This window comes from Sphingobium sp. YBL2 (assembly GCF_000943805.1).
Taxonomy (GTDB): domain Bacteria; phylum Pseudomonadota; class Alphaproteobacteria; order Sphingomonadales; family Sphingomonadaceae; genus Sphingobium; species Sphingobium fuliginis.
This window is the reverse complement of sequence record NZ_CP010954.1, coordinates 4,628,257-4,649,779: the sequence shown is the minus strand read 5'-3', so window position 1 is coordinate 4,649,779 and position 21,523 is coordinate 4,628,257. Positions and strand designations below refer to the sequence as shown.

Genomic DNA, 21,523 nt, shown 5'->3' with positions numbered 1-21,523 from the left:
GAACGACAGGACAGAAAAGGACGGAGGGTCGATGAACGGAAAGCGTGAAACAGCCCTGGTGGCCGGAGGAGCCGGCTTCATCGGGTCGCATCTGTGCCGGGCGCTGCTGGACCGGGGGCATGAGGTGATCTGCCTCGACAACCTCCAGACCTCGCGGGAGGTCAACCTGCGGATGCTGGAGGGGCATCGCGCCTTCACCTTCGTGCGCGGCGACATCGTCGATCCCCTGCCCGATGCGGTCACGCGCCGGCGCGACATCAGCCGCATCTACAATCTCGCCTGCGCGGCTTCGCCGCCGCAATATCAGGCCGATCCCGAACATACGATGCTGACCAGCGTGGTCGGAACCGATCGCCTGCTGCGGCTGGCGGAGCAGGTCGGCGCGCGCTTCCTGCTCACCTCCACCAGCGAGGTCTATGGCGATCCGGAGGCGCATCCCCAGCGCGAGGACTATCGTGGCTGGGTGAACTGCACCGGCCCCCGCGCCTGCTATGACGAGGGGAAGCGCGCGGCGGAGGCCATGGCCTTCGACTTCGCCCGGCTGGGCCGCGCCGATGTGCGGGTGGCGCGGATCTTCAACACCTATGGCCCGAACATGCATCCCGACGATGGCCGGGTGATCTCCAACCTCGTCTGCCAGGCTTTGTCGGGCGATGCCATCACCATCTATGGCGACGGATCGCAGACGCGCAGCTTCTGCTTCGTGTCGGACATGGTGGACGGGCTGATCCGGTTGATGGAGGCGCCCTTGTCCGACATGGCGCCGGTCAACCTGGGGAATCCTGAGGAATATACCATCCTGCAACTGCTGGATCAGGTCGTGGCCGCCACCGGCACGCAGTCCCAGGTCGTGTTCCAGCCGCTGCCGGTCGACGATCCGCGCCGGCGCAGGCCGGACATCCGCAGGGCGCGCCAGTTGCTCGGCTGGGAACCGCACGTTCCCTTGAGCGAGGGGCTGGCGATCACCTGCGCCTTTTTCGAGAAGGAGCTTTACGATCGCATGCCGGGCTTTGCATGCAGTCCTGCGTTGAGCGGCGCCTCCTTCGTGGGGGGCGCGGGCATCGCGGCCGAATGAGTCCGGGCGTCAGGCGCTGCCCTGGCGGCGCCTGGCGAGCGAGGCGACGATCTCCCTGGGGGCGACCGGCTTTTGCAGCCGCAATGTATCGCCGAGATCGGGCGGTATGATTTCCTCGTCATAGCCGGTCAGGAACAGGAACGGCACGCCCCGTTCCTTCAGCAACCGCGCAAGGTCGAAGGAGGGACCGTTTCCCAGGTTGATGTCCAGCACGGCGGCGGTGGGGCGTTCCTGGCGGATCGCAGCCATCGCCTTCTCCTCGGTCGGGAAAGGCCCCATGATCCCGGCTCCCGCGCCTCGCAGCGCTTCCGCCGTATCGAAGGCGAGATAATAGTCGTCCTCGACGATCAACACCGTCTGTGCCGCAAGGTCGGTCTGGCCCATCATGCCGGGACTCAGCCTCCGTTCGCTTCGGCCGGGCTGGCCATGTGCGATCCGTCGGCGCCCGTTTCGGCAGTGCTGAAGAAGCCGCCCGCCAGAAGGATGGCGAAGGCGATCACGACCAGTAAGAGGCTGATGCCCAGAACATAGCGGGTGACATGGGTGGAAGCGCCGCTTCGCGCCTCCTGCCGTGAGACATGGGTGACGATGCGGCCGTCTTCCTCTTCCTTGTGCATCGAAAACTCTCCTTTCGTTGAGGAGAGAACAGGCGCGCCGACGGGCTGGTTCCCGGAAAGGCGCGGCCCTGGTCGATCTTTTATCCGGGTGCAACAAGGGTCTGGCCGTCACGCCCGCCGTCAGCCGCTGTGGTGGAGGAACTCCGCTATGGCGCTGACATTATGGCCGACCTGCTCGACCGCCTGCTCCAGCCGGGCACGCGATGTGCTGAAACGCTGCTGCCAGTAGCGCGCATCGCTTTCCCGATCCAGCGAGACATGCTTCAGGTCCGCCGGAGCGGCAGGGGCGGCGAGGCTATGGACGTCCGTCATCGGCCTGCGTTCAGAAGGTCGAGATGATGTTTCACCACAGGCACGATCTTCGCCGCCGCGTCCTTGAGCGACCGGTCAGAACCATGGGCGGCATAATCCTGATGCAGTTGCAGCGCCTGGCTGTGAGCCGCCTTCTGCTGCTGCCAGTAGAGGGTGTCGCGGGCAGCGCCCTTCGCCTGCTTCAGCGCCCTGACCTTCGCCTGCTGATCGGGCGTCAGACTGGGCGGCGGCGCCTTGACGCCCGATGCCGCAGCCGCGCTTTTCAGCATGGCGGTGCTCTTGCCGTGATCCCCCACCATCATGGTGGCGAAGCTCTTGACCCTGGCATCCCTGGTCGTTTCCAGCACGATCTTGCTGGATGTCTGTTCGTACAGGTCGCCCGCGCCCGCTTTCCCCAGATAGGCGGTGGGGGATTCCGCCGCGGCGGCGGGCATCGCCACGGCGATCAGCGGCATCAGCAAGAGCATTTTGGACATGGTCGTTCCTCCTGCAAAGCCAGCGGTTTTCGGGGTTAGGAGGTTCCACGGCCCCACGCCCGCGCGATAACCTGCATTAGGCTGTGTGGGGATTCAGCCCATGGCGGGCTGCAAATGGCGGCTTTCTGCGCTTCCAGTGCTCACGTACTTTGAGTACGCTGCGCGCTGGTTCTCGAAAGCCACCATTTTCGCTCCACCCTGAACTGAATCCCCACACACCCTAGACGAACGGCAATTTTCCGGAGGCCGCCGGAGGGCGTGCCGCGTTCATCGGCTCTTTTTCTCGCTCCATCCCAATTATTTGCTGCGAGGAAACATAGGTGAATCCAGCATGAACCAGAAACGCTATGGTGGGGGCAGGTTCAATCGATATTGGTCCAGGGGGGCTTAACAAGGAGTAGTCCATGTTAAGCCAGGTTGCCGAAGGCGAAAACCAGGTTCATTTCCGAATGCATCAGTTTCTGGCCCGGGAAAATGAAAAACCCGACGCCATGCTTTATGTTCAGGAAGGGTGGGCGTGCCGATACCGGCTGCTGTCGGATGGCCGCCGCCAGATTACGGCGCTCTATCTGCCGGGCGATTATTGCGATCCGCAATGGGCGCTGGGCGGGGTGGCGTCCCAGCCCGTGGTGGCGATCACCAACGTCAGGGCGCTCCGGCTGCCCTGTCGCATACCCTCGCACGCCGGTTTCGACGGGCATAACGGCTTCTGGCAGGCGCTGTCCGGCATGATCGAGCGGCAGGCCAACTGGCTTGTCACCCTGGGCCGCAAGACGGCGCTCGAACGGGTGGCGCATCTGCTGCTGGAATTGTTCGAACGCATGCGGCAGGCGGGTCTCGCCTATGGCCAGCAATGCGCCATGCCGCTGACGCAGATGGAGATCGCGGACATGACCGGGCTGACCCCGGTCCATGTGAATCGCACGCTGCAATCCATGCGGGCGCGCGGTCTGGTCGAACTGCAATCCAAATGGCTGCGCATACCGGAGCTTCAGGCCCTGCGCGAAGTGGCCGCCCTCACCGGCCAGGACATGGCGGCCTGATCGGGCGGGCGCGAACTTCTTGATGTCGCGCAACTTCTGCAACCGTCCAGCCCCGGAAAATGAGGCCCAACGGCAAAAATTACACCTGCATTAGCATATGTTAGCGAGCGTCGGCGGGCGGCTGGAGCAAGGTGAATCCTTCTTCGTTCGAACGCCGGCGCCGGCCGGTCGACCGAAGGAGAATGAGCAGCGCCACCAAGACGACGAGTCATGACACGATCCGGGATGAATTCCTCCACCCTTATAATGAGTCCCATGCCGCACTGCTCCGTCGTTCTTCCCGCCGGGGGGAGAGCGCCGCGTCGCGACGGCCCGGTCCTGCATGCGGCAGGCCGGCATTCCGCCATGGACAGCCGGACGGCCAGCGGCGAGCATCGCGGCCGCGGCGGAGATGAAGACGGCATCCCATCCCGCTCATGAAAATGCCATCATCGATCCTGTTGCCGCTGCTGGCGCGCCTTGGCGGGCGCACGGCTCTCTCGAAGGAAGACGGCGCCGCTCTGCTATCCCTGCCGCACAGCCTGCGTCATTGCGAACCGGGGGACTATATCATCCGGGAGGGCGACCGGCCGCAATCCTGCCTGATCCTGCTGTCGGGCTTTGCCCATCGCCACCGCATATCGTCCAATGGCGGCCGCCATATCGTGGGAATACATGGCCGGGGCGACATATTGACGCTGCCGCCGGTGCAGCTCTTTCCATCGGAGGATTTCGTCCAGGCGCTGACCGATCTGCGCGTCGCCGCCATCCCGCTGGAGGACGTGCTGGCGCTGATGCGCGAGCGGGCGAACATCGCCGATGCGCTGTGGGCGGAGATGACGGCCGAAACATCGGTCTTCCGCGCCTGGATCAGCAATATGGGCCGGCGGGACGCCAGGGGAAGGATAGCCTATCTGCTTTGCGAGCTGGTGATGCGCAGCTATCCGGAAGGGGGATCGGACGGGTGCCGGCTGATCCTGCCCCTGTCCCAGGTGGAGCTGGCCGACGCCACCGGCATGACCACCGTGCATGTCAACCGGACGCTGAAGGCGCTGGAAAAGGCGGGGGTGATCGAACGCGACCGGCGGCGGATCACCATCCCCAACTGGCGCCGCCTGACAGAACTGTCCGATTTCCGCCCCCAGGCCTGGCTCGGCCGGATGGACCGGCATGTCGAGTTGGAGGAAGAACAGGGCTAGAGCCAATCGACATTCAGCCCTGACGGCCTGCAAATGACGCTTTTCCGTGCTTCCGGTGCTCACCTACTTTGAGTAGGCTGCGCTCCGGGTCACGGAAAACCGACATTTTACCTTCGGTGGCCTTCGGCTCGGCTCGTCATCTTCTGAATGTCGATTGGCTCTGGAGCATCCACGCGCCGCATGGCGCCGCTTCAGCGCTTTTCGTTCGGCGTCAGGCCCTCATGGTCGTCGGCCCTGTTCTCGCCCGTCTGCTGGTCTTCCTTCAGCACGTCATGATGCCAGAAGTTGCGCCCGATGAAGACGACGGCGATCACCAGCAGGACGATTCCCACCGCCCAGATCGCCGCCAGCCCGAGACGCCGATCGCTGGGACGTTCCGGTTCGTGCATGTCGGCGGTTCCTCTGGTTTCATGGTCTTGAGGGGAAGCATATGGCCATGCCTCCCAGCACATAGAACGGCGGCGGACGTTCCCCCGTTCCTGGCCGGCCCATAACCTGGATCATGGCCGGCGCGCTTCTTCGCCCTTCCGCCGGCTAGAGCCAATCGACATTCAGAAGATGACGAGCCGAAAATGATGGTTTTCCGTGACCCGGAGCGCAGCCTACTCAAAGTAGGTGAGCACCGGAAGCACGGAAAACGTCATTTGCAGGCCGTCAGGGCTGAATGTCGATTGGCTCTAGTCGCTGGGGTGCAGCAGCCTCTTGGTCATGGGCAGGCTGATGTGCACCTTGAACGCGCCGGGCGTCCAGTCGATGGTGCCCGAACCGTCCAGTTCGAACGGGATCGTCTTGGTCAGCATCTCCGTGCCGAAGCCGGACCGGCGGGCGGCTGTCGGGCTGTCGCCGCCCTTTTCCTCCCAAAGGATGCGCAGCACCGGACCGGCCGGTTCGCGATCGCTCCACCATCGGACCCAGACACGGCCGCCGTCCGACCCGAGCGCGCCATATTTGATGGAATTATTGCCCAGTTCATGAAAGGCGAGGGCCAATGTCGTCGCGGCGGAGGTGCGCAGCCGGACATCCGGCCCCTCCAGAAAGGCCTGTTCCCCCGCACGGACGGCGAACGCCGCCAGCTCGTCCATGATCAGGTCGTGCAGTTCAAGTCCATGGCGTTCCGCCAGGGCCAGATTGGATTCGATCCGGGCGATGGCGTCCAGCCGCCCCAGGAAATGGCTGGTGAGATGGTCGACGGAATCGCTGGTCGCGGCAGTCCGCCGGAAGATGGAGCGGACGGAGGCGATCAGGTTGCGCAGCCGATGCTGCACGTCGCGCAGCAGATATTGCCGCGCCGCCGCCTCCAGGGCGTCGACATTGCCGAACTGCAAGACGCAGACGCGATAGTCGGGCGTCGTCACCAGCACGGCGGCGAACAGCCGCGCCTCGCATTTGCCGTCGTCCCAGCTCAGCCGTGCCGCCGACTCGCCCGATGCCGGCACGACCAGCCGCCCGCCGATCAGCCGGTCCGGCCGAATGCCCAGCAATTCCGTCAATGCCGCATTGGCGCGCAATATATTGTCGTTGGGCCCGACCTGGATCTGGGGCAGGGGAGAGGCATCGAAGAGGGCGAGGAAGTCGCGCCAGCCGTCGGTCGGGGATGGTGTCGTCACGATGCCTCTTGCGCCGCCGGATGCAGATAGGAAGGGTCGAAGGCGCAGACGCGCTCCAGCGCTGCGAGATCCGGCACGACAAGATGGCGCCGGTGCAATTCTATCAGCCTTTGGCGACGCATTTCCTGCAATATTCTGTTGGTGTGCACCATCGTCAATCCCGTTGCGTCCGCCAGTTCGAGCTGCGTGACGGGAAAGTGGAAGCCGTTGCCGCTGACCAAGCCCACTTTCAGCAGCCGGTGATAGAGTTCGCAGAAGAGATGGCTGAACCGTTCCAGCGCGGTGCGGCGGCCCAGATTGACGCACCACTCCCGCTGGATGGACGCGGTGATCAGGGCGTTGATCCACATCGCCTTGGTGATTTCGGGATGGGCCAGCGCGATCTCCTCGAACTGGCTGCGTCCGACTTCGGCGACCCTGACCGGCGTGAGCGCGGTGACGCCATGGTCGGCGCGATGCAGCAGGAAGCAGAAGGGATCGCACAAATCGCCCGGCAGCAGCAGGCTGACGATCTGGCGGCGGCCGTCCTCCAGCATCTTGTACCGGGCCGCCCATCCCTCCAGCAGGAAGAAGATGGAGGTCAGCCGGTCCCCCTGGGTGAACAGGTCCGTGCCGGTGCGCAGCGGTTGAAGCGCCCGACCGGCCAGGCCGTTGATCACATCCCGGTCGCGCCGGCCGAGCGGCCAGTGCGCCGCCAGTTTCTGGGCAGTGATGCTATCCTTCATCGCAACCTGCGGGATATCGAGCGATGACATGGCGCGTTTCCACCTATGTTATTTTCTGCCGCCCATTCCCGTGCGACGGCTGGCGGGAGAGGAGAGATGAATGATGGAAGGGGTGACCCCCGGCGCGGTTCGCGTGCTGGTGGTGGAGGATGATTATTTTCTCGCGAGCGACCTTGGCGCCTTGCTGGCCGAAGAGGGGTTTTCGGTGATGGGCCCGCATGGCAGCCTGTTCGGCGCGCTCAAGGCCATTGCAGAACACTTGCCTGACATCGTCATGCTCGACGTCAATCTTCAGGGGGAGATGAGCTATCCCCTGATCGACGAACTGGTCGCGCGTGCCGTGCCGGTGATCATCGTGACGGGCTATGACGAACAAAGCCTGCCGTCGGCCTATGAAAGCTGCAGGCGGGTGATCAAGCCCTATTCCCGCACGGACATATTGGGGGCGATCGGCATGGTTCTGGCCGGCACGGACCACAGGCTCTGACATCGGGCTCTCCCTTTCTTTCCGAACCGGTCGTGCGCTGGACGTTCCGCCCGACCGGGGCGTCTGTCATTCACACCGATGGTCTGCCCTTGCTCATATCGGTGGGGCGGGGAAGGGACAAGGCCATGCATCCTGCGTGACAATGGCAGTGGACCGGCCGCCGCCCGGACGATCGGCGAGGATAGGGCGAGTGGCATGGCAGAGCAACCAGCGGCAGGTCTTCCTGTTCCCCGGCGGATATTGATCTGAGTTAATAATCGCCTGCTTTCCGGCGGGATGGTATATCGGCGTCGCCGCGCCATGGCGGGACGAAAGCTCAACCCCGGCCGCGGATCGAAAATTCCGACATCATCTGAACCAGCGCTTCGAACCCTTCGTCGCCCTTTTCCAGCGCATCGTTCAAGGCGCGTTCGATGATGTCGGAAACGAAATGGGAAGGGCCGGCATAGGCGAGGGACCAGGTGACGAAATGGCGATGCGGCGCTTCGCCCGATGCGATCGTCTGAACCTCCCTGTGGCGCCGGTCGCGCAGGATGCTCGCCTTGAGGTTTTCGATGGCGGCCGGCGCGCCTTCCAGATATTGGGCGAAGCGGTTGCCCGTGAACAGCAGCGCGCCCGTCACTTCCAGCGAGCGGTTGCGCGGAATGGAGACCTGGACGATCTCTTCCATGTGTTTTTCGGCTTGGGTTGCATCCAACTGGCTGGTGCTAATATAGGACCATCGAGCAAGCATGCGACGATGATGCCATTTGTCTGAGGAAAGTAAAGGCGAGGCGCATGATGGGACTGAAAATGCGCCCCGCCGGTTCCAGGCCGGCCTCAGCGGAGGAAACGGCCCCCGGCTGTCTAGGAGATGAAGGTTAATGCAACCGCTCCGGGCGATACCGTAAAAATACCTATTTCCCCGCTAATCGGCGTGCAAGTCCAATCATTTATGGGATTCCGCGAATCTGTGGGAACCCGTATGACCGAGCCGCTAGAAAAGCCGTCCGACGACCGGAGCGCGATGATGGAGAAACGCCGGCACCCCCGGCAGACCGTCTTCAAGACGGCATTGCTCTATCCGGTCGTCGAGGAAGCGAACCTGTCTGTCGAAAATGTGTCCCATGCGGGACTGAGCGGACGGTGCGCCCTGTCGCTGAGCTTGCACCAGCAGGTGCATGTGAGCTTCGACGACGCCAGCTTCCGTACGGCGGAGGTCCGCTGGATCAACGGGCCCAAATGCGGTCTTCTGCTTGAAGAGACATTGCCCTGGATTCCGGGCGAGGAGCCTGATGCGAACCCCGCGCCCCAGACCTACGAGCCGCGCAGCCGCCGACTGGCGGTCGATTTCTCCGCAACGCTGGTGACTTCCACGCCCGTGTTGATCGGGACGATCCGCAACCTGTCGGCCGAAGGGATGATGATCGAAGTGGGCGGCCTTGGCGAAGGTACGCGGCTGCTTGTGAAAACCCGCGGCCTGGATGTACGGATGGGGCGGGTGCAGTGGTCGAGCGGCGGGATGATCGGGGTCTTCTTCGAACCCCGCCGGACGGCTGCGAACTGACGCGATAAAAAAGAAAGGATCGGAGCCGAAACCATTGGCGGCTTCGCGCGTTGGCGCGGGAATGATGGTCTAGGCAATTGGCTATGAACCCAGGATGTCCAGTCTATATCGTGGACCACGACAGCAGGATGCGCCAGGAACTGGTGCGAATCCTGCGCCGGGAAGGGTTCGGACCCGTCCCCTTTTCCTGCGGTTCCGACTTTATCGAGGCGCTTGATTTCCTAGCGCCCGGCATTGCGGTGATGGAACTGCATCTGGCCGACATGGCCGGGCCGGCGGTTCAGCAGGAACTGTCCGCGCGGCGGGTGGACATCCCCCTGATCGTCATGACGGCGTCGCGCGATATTCCGACGGCGGTCGACGTCATAAAGCGGGGCGCCATCGACTTTCTGGAAAAGCCCTTTGCCGACGGCCTGCTGCTCAAGGTGCTCGCCAATGCCTGGCCCATGCTGGAACGGAACATCGAGATCCAGCGCCGGCGGGAAGCCGCCGCAGCCTATTTCGGCAGCCTCACCAAAAGGGAGCTGGATGTCGTGCGCGCGCTGAGTTCCAGCGGCAGCAACAGGGATGTGGCTGACGCGCTGCAGATCAGCATCAGAACGGTGGAAATGCACCGCGCCAGCATCATGAAGAAGTTCGGCGTCAAGAAATTCTCCGAAATCATCCGGTTCTTGCCCGATTCAGGATTACCCTGACCTGTTGAATATGTGAAATCGTCGCCATCATTCCCAATATACAGGATTGGAAATGACAAAGATGGATGTTCCCGGCCCCATATTCGGGGGCGGGATTGTCAGAAAGAAATGGACCGATCTCAGGCAGGCATCTGATTGTGAAACATCGTCTGCGTTTACGCCATGGTTAATGGTGAAAAAACCGAAGCAGGACAGAATCCCCGGTGACGATGATTTCGGATATTTCAAGTCGCAGGAAGAATGCAGGCGAATAATAGGCAGATATAAGAAGGTGGCGGACGCCATGATTGCCGACGAAGAGGAATCGGGTGTCGACTGCCTTTGCTGAGCCTGTCGACTTTTCCATGAAGCGCTTTTGCGATTCGCCGGTTTCCTCAGCTTCGCGCCTGGCGGCAGCGCAGGGCGGCCATTGAGGCGAGCAGCATGACGCCCGCTGCAAAGGCCATGGTCCAGATCGGCTCCGTCGGGAAAAAATGCCGCATGATCGTGCCCATGACGGTGGCCACCAGCAATTGCGGGATGACCACGAAGGCGTTGAACAGCCCCATATAGATGCCGAGCTTCGCCTGCGGCACGCTGGAGGCGAGCATCGCATAGGGCATGGCGAGCGTGGATGCCCAGGCGATGCCGATGGCGACTTCCGACAGCAGCAGCATGCGGGCGTCGCGCAGGAACAGGAAGGAAAGGAAGCCCAACGCGCCCAGCATCAGCGCCAGGGCATGGGTCTGCGCCTGGCCGATCCGGCGGGCGAGCGGTTGCAGCAGGAAGGGTGCGGCCAGGGCGGCGACGCCATTATAGGTGGCGAAGAGGATGCCGACCCAGTTGCCGCCCGCATTATAGGCGGCGCTGGCGGGATCGGCGGACCCGAAGACATATTGGGCGACGACCGGGGTGGTGTAGATCCACATGATGAACAACGCGGACCAGGTGAAGAACTGGACGAGCGCAAGGCGCTTCATCATCGCGGGCATGGCCGCGAAATTGCCGACCACATGGGTGAGCAGATTGTCGGTGCGACCGCCCCAGTGCAGCCGGCGCGCCAGCATCCGCGCCGCGCCATAGCCGGCCAGCAGCGCGCCGAGCAGGTACAGTTCCTTCTCCAGCGACCGGATGCGGACGATCGCGACGACGGCCAGCCCGGCGACGATCCAGAGCGTGCCGCCGGGCGGGATGGCCGGGACAGCGTCCCTTTCAGCGACCGGCTTGCCCTCCGAAGGTTCGAAGCGCGTCATCTGCTCGGGCGAATATTCGCGGGTGGTGAGCACGGTCCACAACACCGCCAGGAACAGGGCCGCGCCGCCGATATAGAAGCTGATCCGCACCGTGTCGGGAATGCCGGACCCGCTGGCGACATTGGCGACCCCCAGCCGGTCCAGCAGCCACGGGGTGGACGACCCGATCACCGCGCCCGCGCCGATGAAGGCGGTCTGGAGCGCGTAGCCCGCCATATGCTGCTCCTTCGCCAGCATATCCCCGACAAAGGCCCGGAAGGGCTCCATGGAAACATTGAGCGAGGCGTCGAGCACCCACAGCATCATCGCCGCGGCGAGCAGGCCTGGCGCATTGGGCATGCCGACCAACGCCAGCGCCGCGAACAGCGCGCCCGCGAAGAAATAAGGCCGCCGCCGCCCGAAACGGCACCATGTCCGGTCGCTATAATGGCCGATGATCGGCTGGACCAGCAGGCCGGTGAGCGGCGCCGCGATCCACAGCAGCGCCAGATCGTCCAGGCTTTCGCCCAGCGACTGGAAGATGCGGCTCATATTGGCGTTCTGCAGCGCAAAGCCGATCTGGATGCCGAAAAAGCCGAAGCTGATGTTCCACAGGCCCCAAAAGCCCTGGCGAGGGCGGGACTGCGGTTCCAGATTATCTTGCGCCTGATCCATGCGTCCCCAACCTTTGCTTTATACTTATTCCTATCGCCGTTCAGGCTCAGGGCGAACGGTGCGGGGTATCTTATCGTATTGAGCGCTTGCCCTTGCCCCCGCCCGCCACGAAGCGGATCGCTTCCCCCCCACCCGGCGCGAGGTCAATGCTCAACACATCCCCCCTCTTCACCGCCTTCTTCTCGATCACGATCGCATGACGCGCCTCGGTGCGATAGTCCGCCCCCGGCCCATCCCGATAAATCTCCGCCACATAGGACCGCCCGGCCTCCAGAAAGTCGAGCTTCACCTGAGTGGAGCGCGCCTCTTCATCCCCGACCGCGCCCAGATACCAGTCATTGCTGCCCTTGGCCTTGCGCGCGATGGTCACATAGTCGCCCACCTCGCCATTCAGGACGCGGGTATCGGACCAGTCGGTCGGCACATCCTTGATGAACTGGAACGGCCCCGGATATTTCGCGTAATTTTCGGGCGTATCCGCGGCCATCACGAAGGGCGAGTACAGCACGACATAAAGCGCCAACTGCTTGGCGATGGTCGACTGGATCGCGCTCCCCTCCGACCCGGAAAGGCTGAGAACGCCCGGCGTGAAGTCCATCGGCCCACCCAGCAACTGGGTAAAGACGAGATTGGCCTCATGCTCAGGCGGATTCTTGCCGCCGACCCAGGCATTATATTCCATGCCGCGCCCGCCTTCGCGCGCCACCCAATTGGGATAAGTGCGGCGCAGGCCCGTATCCTTCACCGGCTCGTGACTATCGATGCTGACCTTATATTTCGCCGCTGCCTGCACCACGCGGAGATAGTGGTTCACCATCCACTGCCCCTCATGCCATTCGCGATGCTGCGAGCCGTCGGGATCGACCCGCTCGATCTGCCCGGCATCGGTGACATAGCCGGTCTTCACCACCCGCTCGCCATGGTCGGCGGCCCATTTGAACGCACTGTCGAGCTGCCCGTCATAATGGCTGGCCGAACCGCCCGTCTCATGATGGCCGATCAGCGTCACGCCCTTGGACCTGGCATAGGCGGCCAGCCCATCGGCGTCGAAATCCTCGGTGGACTGGGAGAAGTTCATGCCGTTGCCATTGCCGAACCAATTGCCGTCCCAGCCGACATTCCATCCCTCGACCAGCACGGCGGGGATGCCGTTGGCGGCGGCGAAGTCGATAGTGCGGCGGACATTGGCGGTGGTCGCGCCATGCTTCGGCCCGCGCGCCCACGTCCACTCGCCCTTGATCATGTTCCACCACACGCCGACGAACTTGCCCGGTTTGATCCAGCCCGACACGTCGCCCAGCTTGTTGGGTTCGTTCAGGTTCAGGATCATATGGTTCATGTACAGCCCCGCCGCATCGTCCGCGATGGCGATGGTGCGCCATGGCGTCGAGAAACCGGCGTCCCGCGAAACCTTGGGCGCCCCGGAACCCGGCGTCAGCGCGGCGCGGAATATATTGCCCTGCGCCCGCGCCAGGTTCATCCCCGCATAGTCCACCAAAGCCGCCTCATGCAGCGCGACATGGGTGCCGCTGGCGAGCTTCACCGTCATCACCGTCTGCGCGGTCCCGACCGCATCGAGCGGCGTCCTGTTATAGAGATATTCCTCCCGGTTCCATTCGAAGGCGGGCTTCCACCAGGCGGTGCCGCCCTCCGCAAAGGCGAACTGGGTCAGTTCCTCCGCGATATTGGCGTGGTGCAGATGGGCCTGATCGGGCAGCGTGTAGCGGAAGGCCACGCCGTCGTCGAACAGGCGGAAGGTCACGTCCATCTCGCGCTGAAGGTCGCTTTTCTCGCGAAAGGCGAGGCGGATCTCATTGTGATGGTCGCGGATGCTGGACCATTCGCCCCAGGGCTGGGTCCATGTCGTGTCGCTCTTGCCGGTCCTGCTGTCGGCCAGCGTCAGATTGCGCTCGATCTTCGGTGCGTCGGTGAACATGAAACCAAGGCGGCTGTCCGCGATCAGCGCCTTGCCGTCGCGCTGCACGGCGTAGCTGGGGCGGCCTTCATTATCGAGGCTGACGGTCAGCGTGATGCGGCCATCGGGGGAGGCGGCCTTGGCTACCACATCGGCGCGGGCAGCCACCGGGGCCAGCGAAAGCGCGAAAAGCGGCAGGGTGAGCGCGGTCGGTTTCTTCATGATAATTCCTTTTGAGTCTGCCCTGACGAGATCAAAGCGCGACGTGCTGCCGCGGAGGCAGGAGCCCAGTTCAGGTGGTGGGACTGGTTGCCTGCCTACGCAGGAACATTGTACGATGCCTTTAAACGCGCGCGACAAGACCGGAAGCTGCGGGGAAATGCCATCCTTCGACTCCGCCGGTCGACAGCAACGGCTGCCAATGACCCGCCGGCGTCCATGTCACAGGCTCGTCCCCAAGGTTGAAGACACAGAGCATCCTCTCGCCCTCATGCTCCCGCTCGAACGCCAGCAATTCCTCCGGCGCCTCCAGGAAATCGATCGCCCCCACGCGCAGCGCGGGCGACCCGTTGCGCAACGCCAGCACCCGCCGCGTCCAGTGCAGCAGCGAATCCGCATCCGCCTCCTGCACATCCACGGCGAGCGCGCGATGCGTTTCCCCGACCGGCAGCCAGGGCTTGGCCTCCGAAAATCCCAGATAGGGCGCATCCGCCCGCCACGGCATCGGCGTTCGCGCGCCGTCGCGGGAAAGCGTCAGCGGCCAGTTGGCGATGGCCTCGGGGTCCCGCAGATCCTCGAACGCGATGTCGACCTGCGGCAGCCCCAGTTCCTCGCCATAATAAAGGAAGATATTGCCGCGCAGGCAGGCGAGCAGCAGGATCTTCATCCGGCAATAGGCGTCCGGGTCCACCCCCTTGGCCCAGCGCGACACCGCACGGGGCGCGTCATGATTTTCGAACGCCCAGCTCGGCCAGCCCGTATGGGTTTCGCAGGGCCATTTGACGAGCGCCGTCTTGAGGAATTCGGCGGTCAGTTTCGGCGCATAGAGAAAGTCGAATCCATAGGCGGTATTCAGCCTGCCGTCGCCCTGCGTGAAGGCCTTCATCTCTATGTCGCTGTCCGCTCCGCCGACTTCGGCCACGGTGAAGCGATCCCGATATTCATCGAATACTTGCCGGACTTTTTCCAGGAACAGCGGAATGTCCGGATGGCTCTGGCTGTACTTCTTGATCTGGAAGTCGAACGGCCGCGTCCGCACCTTGCCATCCTCCGGCGCGGGCGGATTGTCGCGCAACTCCGGATCGTGCATCGAATGGTTGATGGCATCGATGCGGAACCCGTCCACCCCCCGGTCCAGCCAGAAACGGATGATGTCGAAGACGCTCTCCTGCACCTGCGGATGATGCAAATGCAGTTGCGGCTGCTGCGCCAGAAACTGGTGCATATAATATTGGCCGCGCCGCGCATCCCAGGTCCAGGCCGGCCCGCCGAACACCGACTGCCAGTTGTTGGGCGGGGAACCGTCCGGCTTGGGATCGGCCCAGACATACCAGTCCGCCTTGGGATTGTCGCGGCTGGAGCGGCTTTCGACGAACCAGTGATGCTCCTCCGACGTATGCGCCCAGACCTGATCGACGATGATGCGCAGCCCCAGTTCATGCGCCCGCGCCGCCAGCGCGTCGAAATCCTCCAGCGTGCCGAAGATCGGATCGACGTCGCAATAATCCGACACGTCATAGCCGAAATCGCGCATCGGGCTCTTGAAGAAGGGCGACAGCCAGATCGCATCCACCCCCAGCGACGCCACATAGGGCAGATGGGCGGTGATGCCTTTGAGGTCGCCGATGCCATCCCCATTGGAGTCGGCAAAGCTGCGCGGATAAATCTGGTAGATGGCGGCGCCGCGCCACCAGGGGAGGGTCGTGTCGGTCATTGGGGTACGGCACTCCGGACAGCGCAGACGCTGTAGCTGAGAGGGGGGAGGGAGACGGCGATGCTGCCGGGGGCGGAAGCGCTTGCGGCGCATTCGGCTCCGGCCAATGTGGTGAACTGGTCGGACCGCGCATCCACCTCGACCTGCGCCCTGATCGGCGCGGTGGACGTGTTGAAGGCGATCAATGTTTCCGCGCCGCTGTCGGGATCGAAGCGGGATAGGGCGAACAGGCCCGGCTGGTCGCCCCGCGCCCGGATGACCTCCCGGCCGCGCCGCAACGCCGGATGGGTAGTGCGCAGACGGGCCAGCGCGGCGATCTCCCGATAAAGCGGATGGCCGGTGTCGAAGCGCGGCGTCGCCGTGGTGGCGTTGGTCCCCAGCAGGCGATTGTCGTTATAGCTCGCCACCCGGCTGCCGAACATATCCTCCCGCGCATCCTGATCGCCGCCGTCCCCGACAAAGCCCTGTTCATCGCCATAATAGAGTGTCGGCACGCCGCGCATCGTCAGCAGCATGGCGTTGGCCAGCATCACCCGGCGCAACACTTCCTCATCGCTCGCCTGCGGGAAAGCCTTGCGCACGAAGGTGGCGAAGCGCCCCGCATCATGATTGCTGACGAAGGTCGGCAAGGTCCGCGCCGTCGCCTCGCCATCGCGATAGAGCGCATCTCCCGCCAGCATCCGCTCCCAGACCGCCGTCGCGCCGCTGCCCGCGACCGTCTCCAGCGCCGCCTGCCGGAAGGCGAAGTCCAGCACGGCTGGAAAGCCGCCTTCCTTCGTATGCCAGGCGAGCGGCCCGGCATCGACCGTCTCGACATAGACTTCCCCGAAAATATGGAAATTGGGGATGCCTTTCGCTTTGGCGCGGGCCTGCATGGCAGGAACGAACATCTGCCAGAAATGCGGATCGACATGCTTCGCCGTATCCACCCGGAAGCCATCCACGCCGAAACGGTCGATCCAGCCGCCGAAAATATCGATCATCCCCGCGATCACGCGCGGATTCTCGGTCATCAGGTCGTCCAGCCCCGCAAAGTCCCCCATGGTCGCGCTCTCGCCCGAATAGGTCGTTTCCCCGCGATTATGATAATAAAGCGGATCGTTGAGCCAAGCCGGAACTTTCGCCCGTTCCTCGCCCTTGGGCACATAAGGCGTGTAGGCGAAGGACGGATCGGTCAGTCTGGCGAAATTCGCCTCGCCATGGTCCTGATCGCCCGCGAAACCGGCGTTGATCGCCTTGCCGCCTATGCCGCCCCGCCGCTGATAGGGATAGTCGGCCCGCGAACGATAGGGGCATGTCGTGTCCGCATTTGTACTTGGGCATTCCCGGTAACGGATCACATCCGCCGTATGATTGGCGATGATGTCCATATAGACCTTCATCCCCCGGCGATGCGCGGCCTCCACCAAAGCGGCGAAATCGGCGTCGGTGCCGAAATGTGGATCGACATGGGTGAAGTCAGTGATCCAGTAACCGTGATAGCCCGCGCTTTCCTGCCCCTTCGGCCCCTGCACCGGCTTGTTGCGGAAGATCGGCCCGACCCAGATGGCGGTCGCGCCCAGCCCCTGAATATAGTCCAGCCGCCTGATCAGCCCTTTCAGGTCGCCGCCATGATAGAAACCCTTGGAGGCGGGGTCATGGCCGGTGACGAGCCGATCGCCCTTCAGCCCGCCCTTGTCATTGGCCGGGTCGCCATTGTCGAACCGGTCGGGCAGCAGGAAATAGATGACCTCATCCTCCGGCAGCCGCGCCCGGAAATCGCATGGCTCGGCTGCCAGCGACAGGGCAGGGCGGGCCAGGGCAGCCAGCGCGGCAAACAGCATCGCCTTCCTTCCACGCATGGCGTTCCTCCCTTGGCCTTCTGGCTTGATCGCAGCGGCTTTCATAGGGGTCTTAATCGGTTCGCACCCGCCGGGCCAAGCAGCCGACATACGTATTCAAAAGCTTATCTTTCCAATATCCGGGGCAGGGCGTAGGATCGCGCGATGGCCGTGAACGAAAAACCGACGTCCTTCGACATCGCGACGCTTGCGGGGGTTTCCCAGCCGACCGTGTCCCGGGCCCTGCGCGGCGACCGCACCGTCAGCGAAGCCACCCGCAAGCGGATCGAGGCCATCGCCCGCCAGCTCAACTATACGGTGGACAAGAACGCTTCCTCCCTCCGCCGGGGCAAGAGCAACACGCTGGCGCTGCTCTTCTTCGAAGATCTGCTGCCCGATGAAAGCTATATCAATCCCTTCTTCCTCTCGATGCTGGGGCCGATCCTGCAAACCTGCGCCAAGCGGGGCTACGACCTGCTGACCTCCTTCCAGCAGCTTTCGACCGACTGGCATGTCGATTATGAGGACAGCCGCAAGGCCGACGGCATCATCCTGCTGGGCTATGGCGATTATGAAAGCTATCGCGCCCGGCTGGAGCAACTGGTGGCGCAGGGCACCCATTTCGTGCGCTGGGGATCGGTCGACCCCAATGCGCTGGGCATGACCATCGGCTGCGACAACCGGCGGGGCGGACGCGAAGCGGGACAGCATCTGATCGAGCGGGGGCGCCGGACCATCGCCTTCCTGGGCGATGCGTCGAGCCGCTATCCCGAATTCCGCGACCGCTATGCCGGACTGACCGAGGCGATGCGGGAGGCCGGATTGCTGGTCGACATCGGCCTGCATGTCGACGCCCTCTCGACCGAACAGTCGGGGCATGAGGCGGCCAGCCGCCTGATCGCGCGCGGCCTGCCCTTCGACGCGATTTTCGCCGGGTCGGATCTGATCGCCATCGGTGCGATGCGGGCGCTGGACGAAGCGGGCATGCGCGTGCCGCAGGATGTGGCGCTGATCGGCTTCGACGACATCCCCGCCGCCAGCCTGACGCGCCCGCCGCTGACCACCGTCGCCCAGGACTATCTGCGCGCGGGCGAGGTGCTGGTGGACGCGCTGATCGGCCAGATCGACCGCAAGCCGGTGGAGCCCACGCTGCTCGCGCCAAGACTGGTCACAAGAATGACCGCCTGACTTCTCCCCTCCCGCAAGCGGGAGGGGCCGGGGGTGGGCAAGCCGCGCAGCGGCGTTCCTCCCTAACCGATAGTGAAGAAGCTCGCTCCGCTCGCACCCACCCCTAACCCCTCCCGTCTACGGGAGGGGAACATAAAAAGGGAGGACCGCCACCCCTGAAAGGGGCGGCGGTCCGGGGGAGAACTGCCTGCGTGCAGTCAGGCAGTCGGGGGACGTTAAAACTTGTAAGTCAGACCCAGATAATAATCCCGGCCATAGCGCTGATAGTCGATCACCTGCCGCGGATCGTCATTCTGATAGGTGACGAAGGGCTGATCGGTCAGGTTCTTGCCCTGCAACAGGATCGAAAGCCCCTGAAGCGGCCCGGACTGGAACTCATAGCCGATCTGCGCATCGAGAATGCCCTCGGCCTTCGCCGTGCGGAAGGTCGGCGCCGCCGAAAGCCCCGCCACCTCGCCCAGGAATGAGGAGCGGTAACGATAGCTCACCCGCGCCTGGAAACCCGCCTTCTCGAAATAGGCGGTGCCGCTGGCGACCCATTTCGACAGGCCGGGCAGGGTGACGCTTTCGGTCGGATTGCTGCCATATTCGACCTCGCTATGCGTATAGGACCCGCTGGCGAAGATGCCGAAGCCGTCGAGCGCCGGGCTGAACAGCTTGAACGGCAGCGACGCGGTCGCCTCTACGCCCATGATCGTGCCCTTGCCGGTATTGGCGGGCGACTTCACCAGCCCGATATAGCTTCCGTCGGCCAGAATGGCGTCGCGCTGATCGGCCGGCAATGTCGGCAGAACGGCGGAAAAGTCGTAAGCGATATTGTTGTTGGGATCGACGAAGTCGGTCAGGTTCTTGAAGAAGCCGGAGACCGATACATAACCGCCGCCCCGGAAATATTTCTCCAGCGACAGGTCGATATTGGTCGACTGATAAGGACGCAGGAAGATGTTGCCGCCCTCTGACTTGAACGGACTGAACTGCGGATCGGAAGATCCGATTCCGACATAGCTCAAATTATATTTGAACTCCTGGTTGATCCGCTCCTGGTCCAGACGCGGACGCACCATGGTCTGCGCCGCGCCCAGCTTCACGAAGAAGCTCGGCTCCAGTTCCACCGAAATCTGCGCGCTTGGCAGGACGTTGGTGTAGCTGTCCTTGCCCGACACCGGCAGTATCGTCACCACGCCGTTGGCGAAGTTGGAAATCGTGCCGGTCGATGCCTGCCGCGAATGGATCACCTGCACGCCGATCGCGCCCTTCAGCGGCTTTCCGCCCAGTTCCCCGTCCATGCTGAGCTTCGCATAGCCGGTGAACACGTCTTCCTTCACCACATTGTCGCGAACCAGCGAGCCGGGGCGGTTATCATACACCGCATCCAGCACATTGTCGTACAGATAGAGCGGGTTCAGCGTCAGCATCGCCGGCACGCCCAGATAATCGAGCGAGACGTTCGATCCCAGCAGCGCTTCGTTCGGCACCGCCACCGATCCCGGCGTCCCGCCGGCGATGGTGCAGTCCGTGCCGCCCGGCGGACAGAGGAAATAGGATGTATAGGCGCTGGTCTTCTTGCGCCGGCTATAATTGCCGCCGATTTCCCATTGGGAGAAGAGACTGCCTGAAATGTCCCCGACCAGGTTCGCGCGGAACGACTTCATGTCGTCGATGAATTTCGGCCGGTTGAGGAAACCCGCCTGCACCACCGCGGTCGTGCCGTTATAGCCCCAGCCATTGGGATCGGTCAGGCTGATGATGCCGGTATCGGTATAGTCGAGCGTCGGGGCGATGTGGAACAATCCGTTCGACTGGCGTTCCACCCGCACGGTGTCCGGCACGCCGGAACGCAGATAGCCGGTGCCCGAATAGGTCTCCAGCAGGAAGTCGGTGCGCTTGGCCCGCGACCAGCTCGCATCGACATTGAGTTTCAGCGCATCGTTCAGGCGGATGTCATTGTTCCACCCCAGCGAGATCATGTCGGCCTTGCGCTTGTTATAGTCGTTGCGCTGCACGCCATAGACATTGCTGAAGGTCGCAGCGGTGACGAAGCCGTTTTCGACCGTCACGTCGCTGACGCCGACATCGGTGCCCCAGACCAGCGGGAATTCGATGCCGCGCAGCCGCTGTTCTTCCTCGAAATGCGACGCCAGCACATCGAAGGTCGAATGGAAATCGTCGCTGGGCTGCCATTCCAGCGTGCCCACCGCGCCATAGCGCTTCAGCAGGTTCGATTGCACATAGGGCTTCGCGCCGCCGATGATGAGCGTGCCGTCGGGAGCGGAAGGATAGCCCCAGGAATTGAACCGTTCGTTCTGGGAGGGCGTTTGCGAGGCGGAAAAGCCCAGCGACAGGCCCAGCGTGTCGTCCGCGAACTGGTCGATATAGGTGGCCGAAGCGCGATAGCCGTAGCGCTTGCCGTCGGGATTGAGCTTGTCCATCCCGTTCATCTGCCCGCGCAGCGACACCGCCATCACGCGGTCCTTCTTGTCCAGCGGGCGCAGCATGCGCAGGTCGACCGTGCCGGAAATCCCCGCCGCGATCAGCGCCGCGTCGGCGCTCTTGTACACATTGACGTTCTGGAAGAATTCGGACGGATATTGGTCATATTCGACGCCGCGATTGTCGCCCACCGTCACCTGCTCGCGCCCGTTGAGCAGCGTGGTGGAGAAATCGGGACCAAGTCCACGGATCGACAGACGCTGGTCGCGCCCCTCCAGCCGCTGCGCCGTCACGCCGGGCAGGCGGGCGAGCGAATCCGCGATGGACACGTCGGGCAGCTTGCCGACATCCTCGGCGGAGATGGAATCCACGATCAGCACAGAATCCCGCTTCAGCTTCGCGGCGGAGGCGAGCGATGCGCGGATGCCGGTGACGACGATGGCCTCTCCCTGCGGCTCGGCGGGGGCGGTGGTCTCAGCCGCGGTCTGAGCGGAGGCTGCCGCCGCGACCGACAGCGAAGCGCCGGCCAGAAGGGCCGCGCGCAGGATGGAATGATGGGACATGTGCATTTGTGGACCCTCCCCAAGACG

Annotated in this window: 21 protein-coding genes; 8 read left to right on the top strand and 13 right to left on the bottom strand. The window is 63.5% G+C overall.

The genetic code is table 11. The annotated features are described in order from the left end of the window. Positions 1–31: 31 nt before the first annotated feature. Positions 32–1,075 (top strand): NAD-dependent epimerase/dehydratase family protein, encoded by a 1,044-nt coding sequence (locus tag TZ53_RS21530; protein WP_226869859.1) that lies wholly within the window; start codon positions 32–34, stop codon positions 1,073–1,075. A gap of 9 nt (positions 1,076–1,084) precedes the next feature. Here the strand turns inward: TZ53_RS21530 and TZ53_RS21525 are convergent, their stop codons facing one another. The 4 genes from TZ53_RS21525 to TZ53_RS21510 all read right to left on the bottom strand — a co-directional run bounded on the left by TZ53_RS21525 (position 1,085) and on the right by TZ53_RS21510 (position 2,480). Next, complete coding sequence (locus TZ53_RS21525) at positions 1,085–1,462, bottom strand: response regulator (RefSeq protein WP_226869863.1); 378 nt, start codon at positions 1,460–1,462, stop codon at positions 1,085–1,087. Between the two features lie 8 nt (positions 1,463–1,470). Beyond that, on the bottom strand, positions 1,471–1,692 hold the full coding sequence (locus TZ53_RS21520; protein ID WP_025551728.1) for a hypothetical protein: 222 nt from the start codon (positions 1,690–1,692) through the stop codon (positions 1,471–1,473). A gap of 120 nt (positions 1,693–1,812) precedes the next feature. After that, positions 1,813–2,004, bottom strand: a complete 192-nt coding sequence (locus tag TZ53_RS21515; RefSeq protein WP_044662657.1) for a DUF3606 domain-containing protein — start codon at positions 2,002–2,004, stop codon at positions 1,813–1,815. Beyond that, entirely contained in the window at positions 2,001–2,480 is a 480-nt protein-coding gene (locus TZ53_RS21510; protein WP_229742417.1) for a DUF4142 domain-containing protein, read from the bottom strand. The genes TZ53_RS21515 and TZ53_RS21510 overlap by 4 nt, the downstream gene beginning before the upstream one ends. A 491-nt stretch (positions 2,481–2,971) precedes the next feature. Between TZ53_RS21510 and TZ53_RS21505 the strand changes: the two genes are divergently transcribed. Next, positions 2,972–3,523 carry a Crp/Fnr family transcriptional regulator gene (locus tag TZ53_RS21505; protein ID WP_229742419.1) on the top strand — a complete coding sequence of 184 codons (552 nt, stop codon included), beginning with the start codon at positions 2,972–2,974 and terminating at the stop codon, positions 3,521–3,523. 416 nt (positions 3,524–3,939) lie between these two features. Next, the gene (locus tag TZ53_RS21500; RefSeq protein ID WP_052628237.1) at positions 3,940–4,701 is read left to right on the top strand and encodes a Crp/Fnr family transcriptional regulator; all 762 of its coding nucleotides are present in this window, start codon (positions 3,940–3,942) and stop codon (positions 4,699–4,701) included. A 191-nt stretch (positions 4,702–4,892) separates the two neighbouring features. Here the strand turns inward: TZ53_RS21500 and TZ53_RS21495 are convergent, their stop codons facing one another. From TZ53_RS21495 to TZ53_RS21485, 3 genes are all read right to left on the bottom strand, one after another. Then, on the bottom strand, positions 4,893–5,090 hold the full coding sequence (locus TZ53_RS21495) for a hypothetical protein (RefSeq protein ID WP_044662656.1): 198 nt from the start codon (positions 5,088–5,090) through the stop codon (positions 4,893–4,895). A 288-nt stretch (positions 5,091–5,378) separates the two neighbouring features. Next, positions 5,379–6,308, bottom strand: a complete 930-nt coding sequence (locus TZ53_RS21490; RefSeq protein ID WP_044662655.1) for an HWE histidine kinase domain-containing protein — start codon at positions 6,306–6,308, stop codon at positions 5,379–5,381. Further along, positions 6,305–7,063 carry a Crp/Fnr family transcriptional regulator gene (locus tag TZ53_RS21485; RefSeq protein ID WP_044662654.1) on the bottom strand — a complete coding sequence of 253 codons (759 nt, stop codon included), beginning with the start codon at positions 7,061–7,063 and terminating at the stop codon, positions 6,305–6,307. Before TZ53_RS21485 ends, TZ53_RS21490 begins: the two co-directional genes overlap by 4 nt. Before the next feature lie 70 nt (positions 7,064–7,133). Here TZ53_RS21485 and TZ53_RS21480 point away from each other — a divergent pair, with 70 nt between their 5' ends. Further along, positions 7,134–7,520, top strand: a complete 387-nt coding sequence (locus TZ53_RS21480; protein WP_044662653.1) for a response regulator — start codon at positions 7,134–7,136, stop codon at positions 7,518–7,520. Between the two features lie 316 nt (positions 7,521–7,836). Here TZ53_RS21480 and TZ53_RS21475 read toward each other — a convergent pair whose 3' ends face one another. Further along, positions 7,837–8,190 carry a BLUF domain-containing protein gene (locus TZ53_RS21475; RefSeq protein ID WP_229742421.1) on the bottom strand — a complete coding sequence of 118 codons (354 nt, stop codon included), beginning with the start codon at positions 8,188–8,190 and terminating at the stop codon, positions 7,837–7,839. A gap of 294 nt (positions 8,191–8,484) precedes the next feature. Between TZ53_RS21475 and TZ53_RS21470 the strand changes: the two genes are divergently transcribed. From TZ53_RS21470 to TZ53_RS21460, 3 genes are all read left to right on the top strand, one after another. After that, a complete protein-coding gene (locus TZ53_RS21470) occupies positions 8,485–9,066 on the top strand; it encodes a PilZ domain-containing protein (RefSeq protein ID WP_044662652.1) in 582 nt (193 codons plus the stop codon). Positions 9,067–9,176: 110 nt separating this feature from the next. Continuing rightward, the gene (locus TZ53_RS21465) at positions 9,177–9,761 is read left to right on the top strand and encodes a response regulator transcription factor (RefSeq protein WP_238320080.1); all 585 of its coding nucleotides are present in this window, start codon (positions 9,177–9,179) and stop codon (positions 9,759–9,761) included. 52 nt (positions 9,762–9,813) lie between these two features. Then, positions 9,814–10,089: a hypothetical protein gene (locus TZ53_RS21460; protein WP_044662651.1), complete on the top strand. Its 276-nt coding sequence runs from the start codon at positions 9,814–9,816 to the stop codon at positions 10,087–10,089. 46 nt (positions 10,090–10,135) lie between these two features. On the opposite strand, the gene TZ53_RS21455 is transcribed toward TZ53_RS21460, so the two are convergent. From TZ53_RS21455 to TZ53_RS21440, 4 genes are all read right to left on the bottom strand, one after another. Next, positions 10,136–11,647, bottom strand: coding sequence for an MFS transporter (locus TZ53_RS21455; protein ID WP_044662650.1), 1,512 nt, complete (start codon positions 11,645–11,647; stop codon positions 10,136–10,138). 70 nt (positions 11,648–11,717) lie between these two features. Beyond that, positions 11,718–13,784 (bottom strand): glycoside hydrolase family 97 protein, encoded by a 2,067-nt coding sequence (locus tag TZ53_RS21450; protein WP_044662649.1) that lies wholly within the window; start codon positions 13,782–13,784, stop codon positions 11,718–11,720. Positions 13,785–13,905: 121 nt separating this feature from the next. After that, complete coding sequence (locus tag TZ53_RS21445) at positions 13,906–15,495, bottom strand: alpha-glucosidase family protein (RefSeq protein ID WP_044662648.1); 1,590 nt, start codon at positions 15,493–15,495, stop codon at positions 13,906–13,908. Further along, the gene (locus TZ53_RS21440) at positions 15,492–17,336 is read right to left on the bottom strand and encodes an alpha-amylase family glycosyl hydrolase (RefSeq protein WP_084694386.1); all 1,845 of its coding nucleotides are present in this window, start codon (positions 17,334–17,336) and stop codon (positions 15,492–15,494) included. The genes TZ53_RS21445 and TZ53_RS21440 overlap by 4 nt, the downstream gene beginning before the upstream one ends. 144 nt (positions 17,337–17,480) lie before the next feature. On the opposite strand from TZ53_RS21440, the gene TZ53_RS21435 reads away from it, so the two are divergent. Beyond that, positions 17,481–18,503: a LacI family DNA-binding transcriptional regulator gene (locus TZ53_RS21435; protein WP_044662646.1), complete on the top strand. Its 1,023-nt coding sequence runs from the start codon at positions 17,481–17,483 to the stop codon at positions 18,501–18,503. Positions 18,504–18,718: 215 nt separating this feature from the next. On the opposite strand, the gene TZ53_RS21430 is transcribed toward TZ53_RS21435, so the two are convergent. Further along, the gene (locus TZ53_RS21430; RefSeq protein WP_371873073.1) at positions 18,719–21,496 is read right to left on the bottom strand and encodes a TonB-dependent receptor; all 2,778 of its coding nucleotides are present in this window, start codon (positions 21,494–21,496) and stop codon (positions 18,719–18,721) included. Positions 21,497–21,523: the final 27 nt, after the last annotated feature.

Excerpts from the sequence above, each read along its gene's own strand:
- TZ53_RS21530 (WP_226869859.1), top strand. The coding sequence starts at position 32 with ATGAACGGAAAGCGTGAAACAGCCCTGGTGGCCGGAGGAGCCGGCTTC.
- TZ53_RS21525 (WP_226869863.1), bottom strand. The coding sequence starts at position 1,462 with ATGATGGGCCAGACCGACCTTGCGGCACAGACGGTGTTGATCGTCGAG.
- TZ53_RS21520 (WP_025551728.1), bottom strand. The coding sequence starts at position 1,692 with ATGCACAAGGAAGAGGAAGACGGCCGCATCGTCACCCATGTCTCACGG.
- TZ53_RS21515 (WP_044662657.1), bottom strand. The coding sequence starts at position 2,004 with ATGACGGACGTCCATAGCCTCGCCGCCCCTGCCGCTCCGGCGGACCTG.
- TZ53_RS21510 (WP_229742417.1), bottom strand. The coding sequence starts at position 2,480 with ATGTCCAAAATGCTCTTGCTGATGCCGCTGATCGCCGTGGCGATGCCC.
- TZ53_RS21505 (WP_229742419.1), top strand. The coding sequence starts at position 2,972 with ATGCTTTATGTTCAGGAAGGGTGGGCGTGCCGATACCGGCTGCTGTCG.
- TZ53_RS21500 (WP_052628237.1), top strand. The coding sequence starts at position 3,940 with ATGAAAATGCCATCATCGATCCTGTTGCCGCTGCTGGCGCGCCTTGGC.
- TZ53_RS21495 (WP_044662656.1), bottom strand. The coding sequence starts at position 5,090 with ATGCACGAACCGGAACGTCCCAGCGATCGGCGTCTCGGGCTGGCGGCG.
- TZ53_RS21485 (WP_044662654.1), bottom strand. The coding sequence starts at position 7,063 with ATGTCATCGCTCGATATCCCGCAGGTTGCGATGAAGGATAGCATCACT.
- TZ53_RS21480 (WP_044662653.1), top strand. The coding sequence starts at position 7,134 with ATGATGGAAGGGGTGACCCCCGGCGCGGTTCGCGTGCTGGTGGTGGAG.
- TZ53_RS21475 (WP_229742421.1), bottom strand. The coding sequence starts at position 8,190 with ATGGAAGAGATCGTCCAGGTCTCCATTCCGCGCAACCGCTCGCTGGAA.
- TZ53_RS21470 (WP_044662652.1), top strand. The coding sequence starts at position 8,485 with ATGACCGAGCCGCTAGAAAAGCCGTCCGACGACCGGAGCGCGATGATG.
- TZ53_RS21460 (WP_044662651.1), top strand. The coding sequence starts at position 9,814 with ATGACAAAGATGGATGTTCCCGGCCCCATATTCGGGGGCGGGATTGTC.
- TZ53_RS21455 (WP_044662650.1), bottom strand. The coding sequence starts at position 11,647 with ATGGATCAGGCGCAAGATAATCTGGAACCGCAGTCCCGCCCTCGCCAG.
- TZ53_RS21450 (WP_044662649.1), bottom strand. The coding sequence starts at position 13,784 with ATGAAGAAACCGACCGCGCTCACCCTGCCGCTTTTCGCGCTTTCGCTG.
- TZ53_RS21445 (WP_044662648.1), bottom strand. The coding sequence starts at position 15,495 with ATGACCGACACGACCCTCCCCTGGTGGCGCGGCGCCGCCATCTACCAG.
- TZ53_RS21440 (WP_084694386.1), bottom strand. The coding sequence starts at position 17,336 with ATGCGTGGAAGGAAGGCGATGCTGTTTGCCGCGCTGGCTGCCCTGGCC.
- TZ53_RS21435 (WP_044662646.1), top strand. The coding sequence starts at position 17,481 with ATGGCCGTGAACGAAAAACCGACGTCCTTCGACATCGCGACGCTTGCG.
- TZ53_RS21430 (WP_371873073.1), bottom strand. The coding sequence starts at position 21,496 with ATGTCCCATCATTCCATCCTGCGCGCGGCCCTTCTGGCCGGCGCTTCG.